The following is a 13,432-nucleotide window of genomic DNA, read 5'->3' as shown; positions in this document are numbered from 1 at the left end:
GGGGTCAGTCCCTCGAGTCGACAGGCTTTTTCTACTCCGTGCTTTCTTTGTCTAGACCTAAATGTTCGTGTAGCGTATCGCTTACTTCTTGAACGGCTATATCATCCAATTCATAATAATAAACGCCGTTAATTGTATCATCTGTCCCAGCAAGATTTAATGTTTCAATATCAATATTCTTCGAAGCGTAATCATAGAACGAAAGCATTTCGCCAAACATTAAGTTTGTTTTCATGTTGTCACCAACAGCTTCAATTAAGTTACCATACTTTGTCATAGAGCCAATTGACGATGCTTCCTTAGCGATGGCTTGCATAAGCTGCTGCTGTCGCTTACCTCGTTCAATGTCACTATCTTGTTTTCTTGTCCGTGCAATTGCTAGTGCTTCTTCACCGTTTAAGTGTTGTTTACCAGCCTTTAGTACAATGCCTTCATGATGATCACTAGAATCTTTTTCTTTTAAGTCGTAAGGTACATCAAATTCGATGCCTCCTAAAGAGTCAACAATCTCAGTGAAAGCTTGGAAATTAAGCTTTACATAGTAGTCTACGGGAACATCGAATAGCTCTTCAACCGTTTCGACCGTGGCTTTCGGTCCACCGTATGCATGAGCATGCGTAATTTTATCTTTTTTGCTGACTTCTGGAATATATACGCGAGAGTCACGAGGGATACTCACAAGCTTCACCGTTTTCTCTTTTTCGTTTAGCGTCGCTAAAATTAGTGCATCTGTACGAGCCGATTTCCCGAAATTTCGCGATTCGCTGTCATCAACACCCATAAATAAAATGGAGATGTTATCTTTCTTAGGATCGATTTTTCGATCGCGCATCGGTGAAGAGTCACGATCTCCTAAGCTTTGAAATGAATCAGATGCAACGCTTTTTGCTTTAGCGAACAAATAAGAGCCGTACGCCGTAGCGGATAATCCAATGATTAAGATTGGCAGAAGAAAAAAAGAAAGCAATCTTCTTTTCCGCTTTTTTCGATTTACTCGTTTTTCAAAACGCCTATGCTGAGCCATATACGTTCTCCTTTAGTTTAGTAAGTTTTTACATATTTTTATTGTTTGTTATTGGAATTCAAATTAAACGGAATGCGTTCAATATTACCTTATATTTTAGTGAGGAAAAGAACGACGCACTGTGGCATCAGTGCGCTGTCTTTTATTTTACAATGTTTTTAATTCACAGTAAATAATTCATTATATCTCTTCTTCTAAATAGGTCACTTCGCCTGCTGAAATGTCTGCTTGGCCGTTTGTAAGTTCCGTCATCCAAGCTGTAAACGCATCTTTTTGACTCTCTTCCACAAACGTATCCACGATTACGTTATCTGCATAATGAATTTCTTTCAAGACGTAAGGTGAATTGCGTAATTCATTTTCCAGCTTGCCAAGCCACGTATAATCAACTTTTGTATGCATGATTTGCATAAGTGTACGCTTTACGATACCAATGTTTGTGAGCCCTTCAGATACTGAGTTGCTATATGCACGAACGAGTCCGCCAGCCCCAAGCTTAATACCGCCGAAATAACGCGTTACTACCACAACAGTATCCTTTAGTTCTTTTCGCTTCAGCACTTCAAGCATTGGTACACCGGCAGTACCGCTAGGTTCACCATCATCATTGGCTTTTTGAAACTGATCGCGCTCTCCAATTAAATAAGCAGAACAGTTGTGGTTTGCGCTCCAATGTTCTTTCTTTATCTTTTGAATAAAGTCCTGTGCTTCTTTTTCTGTTGTTGCACGCTTTGCATGACAGATAAAGCGTGATTTTTGAATCACAATTTCATGTGCACCAGACTGTTTTACAGTATAATATTGAGGTAACAATGTAATAAAATGCCTCCTGTTTATATGATTTTATGTGTTTATTTTAAAAAAGTGGGTAATAGGTAATTAAAATTAAGAATAAAAGCAATTTTTTCTTATCTCACTTATTATAAAGCTTCAAAACTGATACATCAATTTGGAGCCTTGAATTGTTACAGTGTTGTAAAGTATTTATCAATGATAATGGACAAGCTAACTAAACCAAAAGTTTTAAAAAAATAATCACATAAATGTTACGAATGACATGTAATTGTTAAACGAAACAGGATGTTTGTCCCTGTTAATGGTGAGATAGAAATGGTAGTCTTTTGGAGTAGAGTGTATATCATGCATGAGAAAAGTAGTGAGCAAAGATGTACACCACAAGAACTTATCCTATTCTAATATAAGAAAAACAAGAAGGTATCTCATATGTTTTTCTATAGCCATGCTGTCTCTATAGATGCTGTCTTAATCATGTAAACTGGAGCAGATCCAGATTTCCTCGCAATTCAAGTAAGTCGTACGAGAAAGCGTAATAACGTATTGGCATTTCTTCGAATGTGAGTGTAAGCTTGAGGTGAATAAATGTCAAAACATAAATTAACAAGTAAAATGTTAGATGAAATATTAGACAAAATCATTGGCACAGTTGGAAATAGTAAAGATGAAGTATATCGCTTATCTGAAAGTGCACGACAGGAATACGAAGAGATAAAAGAAGAATTAGAAGGTTTAAAAGCCAAAGTTTTGCAGGTTATTGAGCAAGGAGATCGCCTAGAGGCTCAGGCGCGTTTAGCACGAAAGCGCTTAGCTGAGGTAAGCAAGCATTTTCAAATTTATTCTGAGCCAGAGGTAAAAGATGCCTACGAAAAAGCTCATGAATTACAGACAAAACTTTTAATGAATCAGCAGTCAGAACATCAGCTTAGAAGCAGGCGAGATGAACTTGAACGTCGATTGATGTCGTTGGAAGAAACCATCAAGCGAGCAGATCATCTGGTGGGGCAGATTTCAGTGGTGTTAAACTATTTAACCAGCGATTTGAAGCAGGTTGGAGAAATTGTCGAAGATGCTATTCAAAAAGAATATTTTGGTTTTCGGATTATTGAAGCGCAAGAGGAAGAGCGTAAAAGGTTATCCCGTGAAATTCATGATGGTCCAGCGCAAATGCTAGCTAACGTGATGATGAGGTCGGAATTAATTGAACGTATTTACCGAGAGCGCAGTGCTCAGGAAGCGATGGATGAAATTCGAGATTTGCGCAAAATGGTGCGTTCAGCACTCTATGAAGTGCGAAGAATTATTTACGACTTAAGACCAATGGCATTGGATGATTTAGGATTAATTCCAACGCTTCGAAAATATTTAGATACAATTGAAGACTATAATGACGGTAAACCACGCATTACCTTCATTTCGATTGGACAAGAAAAACGTACTGCGTCAAAGCTGGAAGTAGCGCTATTTCGACTTGTACAAGAAGCTGTTACGAATGCCTTAAAGCATGCGGATGCCTCGGAAGTTCAAGTGAAAATTGAGTTTAATAATGAACAAGCAGTTTTACTTGTAAAAGATGATGGCTGTGGCTTTGATCAAAATCAAAAAAAAGAAAACTCATTTGGTTTAATTGGAATGAGAGAAAGAGTAGATTTGTTGGGTGGAAGCATTTCTGTTCATTCAAAATTAAACCAAGGTACGCTTGTTATGATTAAAGTACCGATTCTAAATAAATAATAAGAATACAATAACATCGAATTAATATAGTAAAAACTATTCATTGTTGGATTTGGGGAGGAACCAGATATGCAAACACGAATTGTCATCATTGATGACCATCAATTATTCCGTGAAGGAGTAAAACGTATTTTAGATTTTGAAAAAGATTTTGAAGTAGTAGCAGAAGGTGACGATGGTAACGAAGCGATTGGTCTTGTTGAAGAACATCAGCCTGACGTTGTAATCATGGATATCAACATGCCAGCTGTAAATGGTGTCGAAGCAACAAAGCAGCTAGTAGAGATGAACCCAGATACGAAAGTTATCATCTTATCGATTCATGATGATGAAACATATGTGACTCATGCACTTCAAACAGGAGCACGAGGCTACTTGTTAAAAGAAATGGATGCAGGTGCATTAATTGAAGCTGTTAAAGTAGTAGCAGAGGGTGGATCTTACTTACATCCGAAGGTAACGCATAGCCTAGTAAAAGAATACCGTCGACTTGCAGCTCAAGGTCAATCATCTTCATATCCACATGAGCCAATTGAGATTCGCCGCCCGCTTCACTTACTAACTCGTCGTGAGTGTGAAGTATTGCAACTTTTAGCTGATGGAAAGAGTAACCGTGGAATTGGTGAAGCTCTATATATTAGTGAAAAAACAGTTAAAAACCACGTAAGTAATATTTTACAAAAGATGAACGTAAACGACCGTACGCAAGCAGTTGTTGTAGCAATTAAAAACGGCTGGGTAGAGGTACGATAACAAAGAAAGCTCCGCATACATTTGTATGCGGAGCTTTTTTAGGTGAAAAGACATATGAAAAGCACAAAAAAATAGCCGATACATACGGTAGAAAAGATATGTCGTAAAGCGACTTAATGGAGCGTGAATCTATGAAAATTCAGCAGTCATCCCATTCGTTGCATCACGCGAGTGCGCCTTCGGCAACTACAATTGCAACAGAAGATACGCTGCAAGGAATAGTTAAGGAAGTAATGAATGAAAAAGAAGTGCTTATGCAGGTAAAGGGACGTGAAGTACCCGTTCGCCTAGACCAGCCAGTGCATGAAAATGATCATATCAAAATAAAAGTAACGCATGTAAAAGAAGGTTATATAGAAGGACAAGTTTTATCGAAAATACCAACAGAAAATTTTGAGGAACGAGTCAAAAGGCCAACTATGCCAGCTGCTTCAGAGCAAGTACAACAAGCTGCTCAAAGGCTTAAAAATGCTGGATATCGTGTAACAGAATCTTCGATGATGGCGCTAGAACGTTTTTTTACTATAACAAATCGCTCAGCTTCACAAACAGATGAAACGATTTCTGCTCTTGTGAATAAAAAGCTAGAAGTGACGGTAAATCACCTTACTGCAATTGATGAAGCTCTTCATGGTGATGCATTAAAAGAGCTTTTTAAAGAAGCGGTTGCTAATCGACCGACTTTGCCATCAGAGCTACAGATCAAGGTTGAGGGAGCCTTAAAAAGTGTGGAAGTATCGACTAAATCCCCCTTTAGCCAAGAGGAAATCAACGTACTGCTTCAGCGTCTAAAAACAGGTGATAGCGTAGGAGATATTCTTCAACAATTAAAAGAAGTTAAAGAAATACCTAAGAATATTGTAGAGCAATTACAGCGGATTTTTCGAACGAGTCAAGACGTCACAGCGAGCGGCCTTAAAGAGTTGAATCGAGATGACTTGCTGAAAAATATCCCTCTAACTAAACAAGAAGTGCAGACTTTACTTCTTGAATTAAAGAGTAACGGTGTACCGCAAGAGGTCCAGCAAAAGCTACTAGAAGGCTCAAAGCTGCAAGAACTTGTTCTTCAGCGGATCAGTGATTTGTTAATGGCGCTACATTCAAAACAAGCAGATGCAAAAAGTGTTCAAGAAGCGCTTCATTTGGCTGTACGTACGTTTAGTCGTGAACCGAATATAAAAGTTGCTCTTGAGCACCTTTCGAATCAGGTGTTACCAGCTTTACAGTCTCATCCAGCACATGCTGAAAAAGTAAGCCAAGCTCTTGGTAAGGCAAGTGAATTGGCAAATCAGCATAAAGAAATGGCTGCTAGAAAGCAAATAAATGAGGTGCTAGTGGCTATTAGCGAGAGTTTTGAACAACCATCAGCAAAAGAACTACCTCTTCATGTTGCTACAAAAGATGTGGTTGTAACGGTTGTGACAGAAAAACTGGCGTATATCACAAAAGAATTTCAAAATGTACAGCAGCAGGTAAATCGTCAGCTTCTCTATGTTGCAGATTTGCTTCAAGAATCAGCACCTTCAGCAAAAATGAAGGCGTCACAGCTATTAGAAGCAACCGTTAAGCAGCTTGATAAAGCCATTTTACAAAGTGATTTCATGCTATATGCAGATATGAAATCTGAAAAAGAAATGTTAAAGGCTAGTCAGCTTCTTCAAGAAGCGAAAAGTCTATTAGCACAAGGAGATCGTTCTCAAGCTCATAGCTTAGTTATGCAAATCAAAGAAATGATTAAAGGAATGGATTATAAGCCTTCTCACCAAAAGATGATGCATTTTGTTCAAGACGAGTTGTTTTCAAAACTTGCTTTACCAGGGGTTAGCGTTGCTGATGAGCCAGAAATAGGAGCTAGAGATATCTATGAAACCGTAAAGAGATTGGGGTTTCAGCGCGAAAAAGAGGCATTACATGTGCTACAAGGACACCAGCAAGCATCCACAGCTGATGTGAAAAGTGGCCTGTTAAAAGGAGAATATGCGAGCATGGCAGCTCAAACAGCTGATTCAGCTCTTCAACATATCACAGGTCAGCAGCTTTTAAACAAGCATGATTCTTCATCAGCGCAGCAGCTTTATATGCAGCTACCTTTTACGCTAAAAGGTGAAGTAGGAACGATGAAAGTATTTATTCAGTCAAATAAAAAGCGTGAGAAAATTGACTGGGAAAATACAAGCTTATACTTTCTGTTTGAGACGAAGCAGCTCGGTGAGATTGGCGTGATGTTAAAAGCATCGGATCGCAATCTATCCATTTCATTTGAAACGAACAGCGATGCGTTTGCATCCAACGCTGATACGGTTGTTGATGAATTAAAGGGTAAAATTGAAGCAATTGGTTACGCGATTACGGGAGTCTCCTATGCAGAGCTACGAAATGGAAGAGAAGACGAAGTGAAAGCACCAATTAAGAAACAAATCCCAATGCTTTCAATGAAAGGGTTTGATTATTCAATATGAACTACCAATATATTAATACAGCGAATCGGAGGCAAAAGCGAGGTCCTTCTGCAACAGTCATTCGCTATGAGCAAGGAGAGGGAGCACCAAAAGTTGTTGCGCAAGGGTCAGGTTCGACGGCGAATCGAATTCTCAACCTTGCAAAGCAGCATGATATTCCACTGCAAGAAGACGAAACGCTTCTGACGAATTTGATGGATATTGAGCTAGGAGATCAAATCCCCCCGCAGCTGTACGGAGTTATTGCCGAAATTCTTTTATTTGTAAAAAAAGTCGAGGATATGAATGAAAATGGCTACTAGACGTGCCGATAAGTAAAAAAAGGAATACACAAGGGAGATAAGATGAATTGGACTTTTTAACGGAAGAGCTTCTTTATCAAAAAACATCGCAGCAGCTAACGGCTATGCTGTATGAAAAAGCGATTTTAAATATTGAAGAAAGCATTGAACATATTCATAACAAAGATTTCTATACAGCAAATGAAAATTTAAAAAATACAAGTGATATCCTTCATCGCCTAGGCGTCGGCTTGAAATATGAAGCAGGTGTTATTGCGGAGCAGCTTGATACGATTTATAACTATGTAGCAGAACGAGTGGTAGAAGGGAATATGAAGAAGGATATTACGATTTTACAAGACGCTCATCGCGTTCTAACTGAAATTTCAGCTGCTTGGAATAAGGTAATGAGTGAAGAAGTAGCCCAAAAGCGACCGAGCGTTCATAGAAAACTATCGTCTTATGAGAGACAAATTAGCACAACGACATTATAAAAAAGGAGCTTATTCAATGAGAATCAATCACAATATTCAAGCGTTAAATGCTTATAAAAACTTATCTACGAATCAAATGAATACGTCGAAAAGCTTAGAGAAACTATCATCTGGACTTCGTATTAACCGCGCAGCGGACGATGCAGCAGGATTAGCTATTTCAGAGAAAATGCGTTCTCAAATTCGCGCTTTAGATATGGCAGAACGCAATGCATTAGACGGAATTTCACTCATTCAAACAGCAGAAGGCGGCATGCAGGAAGTGCACAGCATGCTTCAGCGTATGCGTGAACTAGCCGTCCAGTCTTCAAATGGCACGTACCAAGACACGGAAGACCGTGCGTATTTAGATGCTGAAGTGCAGCAGTTAAAGCAGGAAATCGACCGTATCGCACAAACAACACAATTTAACGGTACAAATTTATTAGATGGGAAAACAACGAATATTCAATTTCAAATTTCACCAGAGGCTCCGAGCTTAGCGTTAAAGTTAGCTAAAATTGGTGACGTTACGACGGCAACTTTAGGTCTTACGACAACTTCTATTACAACCGCAACAAATGCAACAACTGCTATTACTCAGCTTGATAAAGCGATTGCTGCTGTGTCAAAAGATCGCTCAACGCTTGGTGCTGCACAAAACCGCCTTGAGCATGCGATGAGCAATATCAGTACAATGAGTGAAAACTTAACGGCTTCTGAATCGCGAATTCGTGACGTGGATATGGCACAGGAGATGACGGAGTTTACGAAAAACAACATTTTAAACCAAGCTGCGCAAGCGATGCTTGCACAGGCTAACCAGCTTCCACAAGGAATTTTACAGCTGTTAAAATAATGGATTATGAAAACGAGAGAAAAGCACGATGCTTTTCTCTTTTTCCTGTATAATACAAGTAAAAATGAAAGAGGAATAGAAATGGATGTTCAGCGAATTAACGGACTGACAAATCAACCAAACGTTTCTAAAGCGAAAGAGGTTCAAGAATCAATTACGTTCACGGACGTTATGGCTAAAAAGCAGCGTGACCTCACCCATGAGCGTTTATCACAACTGGTGACAAAAATCGATGAACAAGGTCGTCATCTAGCCAAGAATCAGACGGTTGATGTGCTTCGAAAGTACAAAGCCCTGGTGAAAGAGTTTATGGATGATGCAGTTAAAAATGGCTTTGAACTGCATGAACAGAGAGGCTTTAACAGAAGAGGAACGACAAAGGTATATAAGCTTGTAAAAGAAGTCGATCGTAAGCTTGTTGATCTAACAAACGACGTGCTAAATAAATCAACGAATGAGCTTCAGCTCTTAGCAAGAGTAGGTGAAATCCAAGGTTTATTGGTCAATATCTATACGTGAAAAGAGGGAAGGTTAAAAGGGCTTTCTTTGTTTTTGTAAACATGCATTTTAAATTGAAATGTTGTAAAATAGAGTGAACTTATTTTTAAATAATAAAAAAGGATGGACCCTTTCAAATGAAAACGGCAATTATTACTGATAGTACAGCGTATATATCAGAAGAAGTGCGCGCTCAACATGACATACATATGGTACCGCTTAGCGTTATTTTTGGTAATGAAACTTATCGTGAAGAAATAGACGTAACGGCGGAAGAATATTTTCAGAAAATTAAAGATGCCAAAACATTGCCAACAACCTCTCAGCCTCCAATTGGTGAGTTTGTTGAACTGTATGAGCAGCTACAGCGTGATGGTTATGAGTCAGCGGTCGTTGTGACGCTCTCAAGTGGGATTAGCGGAACCTATCAAGGGGCACTTTCAGCAAGCGAAATGGTTTCAGGTTTTGACGTACAAGTATATGATTCTGAAATTAGCTGCATGGTGCAAGGCTTTTATGTTCTTGAAGGAGCTAAAATGGCGGAAGCTGGTCGTACGCCAGCAGAGATTGTGAATCGTTTTGATGAAATGAAAACGTCTATACGCGCTTACTTTATGGCAGACGATTTGTCACATTTGCAGCGTGGAGGGCGCTTAAATGCAGCTCAAGCGATTATTGGAAGTTTGTTGCAAGTTAAGCCACTGCTTCACTTTGTTGACAAGAAAATTGTTCCTTATGAAAAAATTCGTACGAGAAAGCGCGCGTTAAAACGTATCGTAGAGCTACTGGATGAGGATGCACGTGAGCTTGCGCCAATGAAAGGTGTAGTGATTCATGCGAATCGTCCTTCAGAGGCAGCGGAATTTAAAGCAAAACTGCAAGAAAAGTACCCTCACATTGAGTGGAGTCTTTCATACTTTGGACCTGTTATTGGTACCCATCTTGGAGAAGGTGCCATCGGTGTTGGTTGGTATAAAGAATAAAGCCAAACTAACTTTTTGTTAGTTTGGTTTTTTTATTGCAGGAATTTAGTCAGTTCATCTCGTACTAGTTAGGATGAAAGGAGCGATGTTTTTGCGATTTATCCTACATGACAATCAGTTAGTACCGAATGGTTCACAGGAAGCGCAGGCCATTTCACGGCTTCCTGAATGGCATACACCCGCTGTTAACCCTACATTTTCATTTAATGCAAGCCTCCAGCAATTCCTCGTTGGCAAGCAACTACTCCCTGATGAACTAGCTTCATTTTCTTTTTCTACTCTTCATGAACATTACGAACAAGGCTATATCCACTATCAAAAGTCAATTGTGAAAAAAGACGTGATGACCTGCATGCGCTGTGGAAATCAGCAGCAGCACTTATTTGCTTCGTTTCACTGTGGTCGCTGTTACAGCACATGTACGTATTGCCGTGCCTGCATTGGGATGGGGCGGGTATCGGAATGTACGCCTCTTATCGCGTGGAAAGGGCCTCCTTTACGTGAGGTTTCTTCACCAACTCTTACGTGGAAAGGAAAGCTCTCTCCTGCTCAGCAAACGGCTTCTAGCCAAATGGTAGAAGCCGTACATTCAAAGCAAGAGCTGCTCGTGTGGGCCGTTTGTGGAGCTGGAAAAACGGAAGTTCTCTTTGAAGGTATTTCAAAAGCGCTTGCTTTGGGTAAATCGGTATGCGTCGCCACGCCGAGAACGGACGTAGTCCTGGAGCTTCATCCAAGGCTTCAACAAGCGTTTCAAGAGTTGGAAGTAGTGGCGCTTTACGGCGGAAGTGCTGATAAAGGGAAGCACTCTTCTCTGATCCTCACAACTACTCATCAGCTTTTGCGTTACTATGAAGCATTTGACGTCATGATCATTGACGAAGTAGATGCATTTCCTTATTCAGCAGAACCAATGTTGCAGTATGCTGCCCACAAAGCTCGTAAAGCAGAATCAACCCTTATTTACTTAACAGCAACTCCCAGTGAAAGTCTTAAGCAACAGGTTAAAGAAAATAAGCTAGCAGCTGTCAAAATACCGGCTCGCTATCACCGCTATCCCATTCCGATACCTCGTTTTGTATGGTGTGGCAACTGGCAGAAGAGGCTTGTTAAAAAGAAGTTACCTTTTACCGTATTGAACTGGATCAAGCAGCGAGTGTGTGATGATAAGCAGTGCTTTGTGTTTGTACCAAAGGTCAAATGGGTTCAGCCCGTTGTAGAACTCATTCAACAGCTAACGCCAAGGGTGGCTGGGGTGCACGCAGAAGATAAAGAGCGAAAAGAAAAGGTAAAAGCATTTCGTGAGCAGCAGTATACCATTTTGGTTACAACAACCATTTTAGAACGAGGGGTGACTGTCTCTAATATTGATGTCGCTGTAGTAGGTGCTGAAAATGAAATTTTCACTGAAAGCGCACTTGTGCAAATTTCAGGCCGAGTTGGTAGAAGCGCAAATTTTCCAAAAGGAGACGTGGTCTTCTTTCACTATGGGCAAACGGTTGAAATGAAAAAAGCGAAAAAGCATATGGTAGATATGAACGATATAGCAAAAAAACAAGGTCTAATTCAGATATGATATGGTGTTTACTGTGCCATGCATCAATCGAACCCGCTCATAGCTTCTCGTCTCTGATTTCTCCACAGCAAAGAAAGTGGCTGTGTGAAACGTGCCAGTCATCTTTTAAAGGGCTTTCAGAGCCACTTTGTAGACGTTGTGGAAGAATGCTTAATGAGCTTCCTATAGCTTATTGTGAGGGTGAATATTGCATCGACTGCGTTCAATGGAACAAAAAGAAATCACCTTTAATTCGCAACTGTTCATTATATAAATATAATAAATTTGCAAAAGAGGTAATGGCTTTGTTTAAATACCGAGGTGACTACGAACTTCATAAAATATTTACTGACGATTTCGCTCAGCTTTATAAGGTATATAGTCCTGAGAACCCCGTACTGGTTCCCATCCCTTTAAGCAAGGAGCGAATGTATGAGCGTGGGTTTAATCAAGCGGAAGCGTTGGCATCTTTACTCCCGGCAGAGGTAGCTTACCCTCTTACTCGTAAGCATACGGAGAAACAAGCGAAGAAAACGAGAGAAGAAAGGCTACAAAACCATAGGGTGTTCGAGCTTGTGGATCCAGAGCTGGTTACAAACAGAAACGTCATTTTAATCGATGATTTGTACACAACAGGTGTTACGCTACACGAAGCAGCGCTTTGTCTAAAAGATGTGGCGGCAGCAATCTATTCTTTTACAATTTACCGTTGAAAAAATAAGCGGTTCAGCCGATACAAAAGGAAATGAGAAGAGAAAGGGAAAAGGAGCATGTTAACGAATTGTTTACGTTGTGGAAGCTTATTTGTTCAAAGCGGAGCGCGCAACATTTGCCCGAGTTGTTATCAGGAAGAAGAAGGCCAGTATGAGCGCGTGGTTACCTTTTTACGAAAGCGAGAAAATCGAACTGCAACCATGTATGAAGTCGTTAAAAAAACGAACGTACCCGACCTGCGCATTCAGCAGTTCATTCAGCAGGGAAGGTTGCTGATAGCTAAATTTCCAAACCTAGGCTACCCTTGCCTAGAATGTGGTCAAAGTATTAGAGAGGGAAAGCTTTGTCATAATTGCGCTCAGCAGTTGAAAAATGACCTAGCAAAGCACGAAATAGAAACAAAATGTCAAAATGAACGACAGGATCGATTATCAACTTATCGTTTGAAAGATAAATAATCTAGACATAAAGAACTGGTTATCTTTTTTTGGTGAAGGTAATGGTTCTTAAGACCTTTTTAGTTTGGGTACAAAATCGTACTTATTTTGAAGCTTTTTAGCGTGTTTGTGCATTTAGTCTCAACTTTGAGCGAGTTGCTAAATGTTTAATTCAAAGCTCCGATATAATGAGTAGATAGATAGCGGATACAAACTTTAAAGAGGTGACCAAAGATGAAGATAAATTCAACTCATTCTAGCAGAATAAATCCATATCAAAAGGCAGCTGAAAAAATGGAAAAAGCTCAGCAAACAGGAAAACGAGATGATGTGCAAATTTCAAAAGAAGCGAAAGAGCTTCAGCAAATGAGTACAAATGCCACAGAGCGCTCAGCAAAGATTGAACAGTTAAAGCAGCAGATTGAAAATGGGGCATATAAAGTTAACGCAGAAGAAGTGGCGAAAGGGCTTATCAACTTTTATAAAAAATAAAGGGAATGACAAAAATTGAATAGCGGGAAACTGACTGAAATTTTAACGAAGCAAATCGCATTGCATAAGAGCTTATTAGCTTTAACAGACAAGAAAAAGGCAATTATCATCAGCCAAAATATCAAAGAGTTAACCCATGTGCTTAAAGATGAGCAGACGCACGTTGCGGCGATAGAAGCTTTGGAAAAACAGCGCATGTTGCTCATGGAAAATATCGCACAGATTGAACAGGCCATTACCCTTCAACCACTTCAAAGCCAGCTCATTGAACTTATTGAAAGCATTCAGAGGAAAAATGAGTTAAATCAACAACTGCTAACACAATCTCTGCAGCTCATTAATCTTGAGCTTGACTTATTAACCTCATCTCAACAAGCA

Annotated in this window: 15 protein-coding genes; 13 read left to right on the top strand and 2 right to left on the bottom strand. The window is 39.7% G+C overall.

From position 1 onward, the window contains the following. Positions 1-31: 31 nt before the first annotated feature. Together BFL01S_RS15960 and BFL01S_RS15955 are read right to left on the bottom strand one after the other, a co-directional pair. A complete protein-coding gene (locus BFL01S_RS15960) occupies positions 32-1,024 on the bottom strand; it encodes an LCP family protein (protein WP_025908786.1) in 993 nt (330 codons plus the stop codon). 180 nt (positions 1,025-1,204) lie between these two features. Then, positions 1,205-1,837: a YigZ family protein gene (locus BFL01S_RS15955; protein WP_025908787.1), complete on the bottom strand. Its 633-nt coding sequence runs from the start codon at positions 1,835-1,837 to the stop codon at positions 1,205-1,207. 567 nt (positions 1,838-2,404) lie between these two features. Here BFL01S_RS15955 and BFL01S_RS15950 point away from each other — a divergent pair. The 13 genes from BFL01S_RS15950 to flgN all read left to right on the top strand — a co-directional run. Continuing rightward, positions 2,405-3,553 carry a sensor histidine kinase gene (locus BFL01S_RS15950; protein WP_061786282.1) on the top strand — a complete coding sequence of 383 codons (1,149 nt, stop codon included), beginning with the start codon at positions 2,405-2,407 and terminating at the stop codon, positions 3,551-3,553. Between the two features lie 69 nt (positions 3,554-3,622). Then, on the top strand, positions 3,623-4,306 hold the full coding sequence (locus tag BFL01S_RS15945; RefSeq protein ID WP_061786281.1) for a response regulator: 684 nt from the start codon (positions 3,623-3,625) through the stop codon (positions 4,304-4,306). A 116-nt stretch (positions 4,307-4,422) separates the two neighbouring features. After that, positions 4,423-6,765, top strand: coding sequence for a hypothetical protein (locus tag BFL01S_RS15940; RefSeq protein ID WP_156474946.1), 2,343 nt, complete (start codon positions 4,423-4,425; stop codon positions 6,763-6,765). Beyond that, on the top strand, positions 6,762-7,067 hold the full coding sequence (locus tag BFL01S_RS15935) for an EscU/YscU/HrcU family type III secretion system export apparatus switch protein (RefSeq protein ID WP_025909618.1): 306 nt from the start codon (positions 6,762-6,764) through the stop codon (positions 7,065-7,067). The genes BFL01S_RS15940 and BFL01S_RS15935 overlap by 4 nt, the downstream gene beginning before the upstream one ends. A 47-nt stretch (positions 7,068-7,114) precedes the next feature. Next, on the top strand, positions 7,115-7,540 hold the full coding sequence (locus tag BFL01S_RS15930; protein ID WP_025909619.1) for a flagellar export chaperone FliS: 426 nt from the start codon (positions 7,115-7,117) through the stop codon (positions 7,538-7,540). 16 nt (positions 7,541-7,556) lie between these two features. Beyond that, positions 7,557-8,378 carry a flagellin N-terminal helical domain-containing protein gene (locus BFL01S_RS15925; RefSeq protein WP_025909620.1) on the top strand — a complete coding sequence of 274 codons (822 nt, stop codon included), beginning with the start codon at positions 7,557-7,559 and terminating at the stop codon, positions 8,376-8,378. Between the two features lie 81 nt (positions 8,379-8,459). After that, complete coding sequence (locus tag BFL01S_RS15920; RefSeq protein ID WP_061786279.1) at positions 8,460-8,897, top strand: YaaR family protein; 438 nt, start codon at positions 8,460-8,462, stop codon at positions 8,895-8,897. Between the two features lie 116 nt (positions 8,898-9,013). After that, positions 9,014-9,859: a DegV family protein gene (locus BFL01S_RS15915; protein ID WP_061786278.1), complete on the top strand. Its 846-nt coding sequence runs from the start codon at positions 9,014-9,016 to the stop codon at positions 9,857-9,859. A gap of 85 nt (positions 9,860-9,944) precedes the next feature. Beyond that, positions 9,945-11,432 (top strand): ATP-dependent helicase ComFA, encoded by a 1,488-nt coding sequence (locus BFL01S_RS15910; protein WP_235859252.1) that lies wholly within the window; start codon positions 9,945-9,947, stop codon positions 11,430-11,432. After that, the gene (locus tag BFL01S_RS20525; protein ID WP_156474945.1) at positions 11,429-12,124 is read left to right on the top strand and encodes a ComFC family protein; all 696 of its coding nucleotides are present in this window, start codon (positions 11,429-11,431) and stop codon (positions 12,122-12,124) included. The genes BFL01S_RS15910 and BFL01S_RS20525 overlap by 4 nt, the downstream gene beginning before the upstream one ends. Before the next feature lie 57 nt (positions 12,125-12,181). Next, positions 12,182-12,583, top strand: coding sequence for a TIGR03826 family flagellar region protein (locus tag BFL01S_RS15900; RefSeq protein WP_061786276.1), 402 nt, complete (start codon positions 12,182-12,184; stop codon positions 12,581-12,583). 213 nt (positions 12,584-12,796) lie between these two features. Continuing rightward, on the top strand, positions 12,797-13,054 hold the full coding sequence (gene flgM / locus BFL01S_RS15895; RefSeq protein WP_025909626.1) for a flagellar biosynthesis anti-sigma factor FlgM: 258 nt from the start codon (positions 12,797-12,799) through the stop codon (positions 13,052-13,054). 15 nt (positions 13,055-13,069) lie between these two features. Further along, the coding region (gene flgN, locus BFL01S_RS15890) for a flagellar export chaperone FlgN (RefSeq protein ID WP_061786275.1) at positions 13,070-13,432 on the top strand (363 nt) is incomplete at its 3' end.

It is taken from the genome of Priestia flexa NBRC 15715, from assembly GCF_001591565.1.
Taxonomy (GTDB): Bacteria; Bacillota; Bacilli; order Bacillales; family Bacillaceae_H; genus Priestia; species Priestia flexa.
Note: the sequence above shows the minus strand (reverse complement) of the source record. Positions and strands in the feature narration are given on the sequence as shown.

What these genes read in the sequence shown, in the direction of transcription:
- BFL01S_RS15920 (WP_061786279.1), top strand. Translation starts at nt 8,460, where the DNA reads ATGGATGTTCAGCGAATTAACGGACTGACAAATCAACCAAACGTTTCT.
- BFL01S_RS15945 (WP_061786281.1), top strand. Translation starts at nt 3,623, where the DNA reads ATGCAAACACGAATTGTCATCATTGATGACCATCAATTATTCCGTGAA.
- BFL01S_RS15915 (WP_061786278.1), top strand. Translation starts at nt 9,014, where the DNA reads ATGAAAACGGCAATTATTACTGATAGTACAGCGTATATATCAGAAGAA.
- BFL01S_RS15910 (WP_235859252.1), top strand. Translation starts at nt 9,945, where the DNA reads ATGTTTTTGCGATTTATCCTACATGACAATCAGTTAGTACCGAATGGT.
- BFL01S_RS15900 (WP_061786276.1), top strand. Translation starts at nt 12,182, where the DNA reads ATGTTAACGAATTGTTTACGTTGTGGAAGCTTATTTGTTCAAAGCGGA.
- BFL01S_RS15960 (WP_025908786.1), bottom strand. Translation starts at nt 1,024, where the DNA reads ATGGCTCAGCATAGGCGTTTTGAAAAACGAGTAAATCGAAAAAAGCGG.
- BFL01S_RS15950 (WP_061786282.1), top strand. Translation starts at nt 2,405, where the DNA reads ATGTCAAAACATAAATTAACAAGTAAAATGTTAGATGAAATATTAGAC.
- BFL01S_RS15940 (WP_156474946.1), top strand. Translation starts at nt 4,423, where the DNA reads ATGGAGCGTGAATCTATGAAAATTCAGCAGTCATCCCATTCGTTGCAT.
- BFL01S_RS20525 (WP_156474945.1), top strand. Translation starts at nt 11,429, where the DNA reads ATGATATGGTGTTTACTGTGCCATGCATCAATCGAACCCGCTCATAGC.
- BFL01S_RS15935 (WP_025909618.1), top strand. Translation starts at nt 6,762, where the DNA reads ATGAACTACCAATATATTAATACAGCGAATCGGAGGCAAAAGCGAGGT.
- BFL01S_RS15925 (WP_025909620.1), top strand. Translation starts at nt 7,557, where the DNA reads ATGAGAATCAATCACAATATTCAAGCGTTAAATGCTTATAAAAACTTA.
- flgM (WP_025909626.1), top strand. Translation starts at nt 12,797, where the DNA reads ATGAAGATAAATTCAACTCATTCTAGCAGAATAAATCCATATCAAAAG.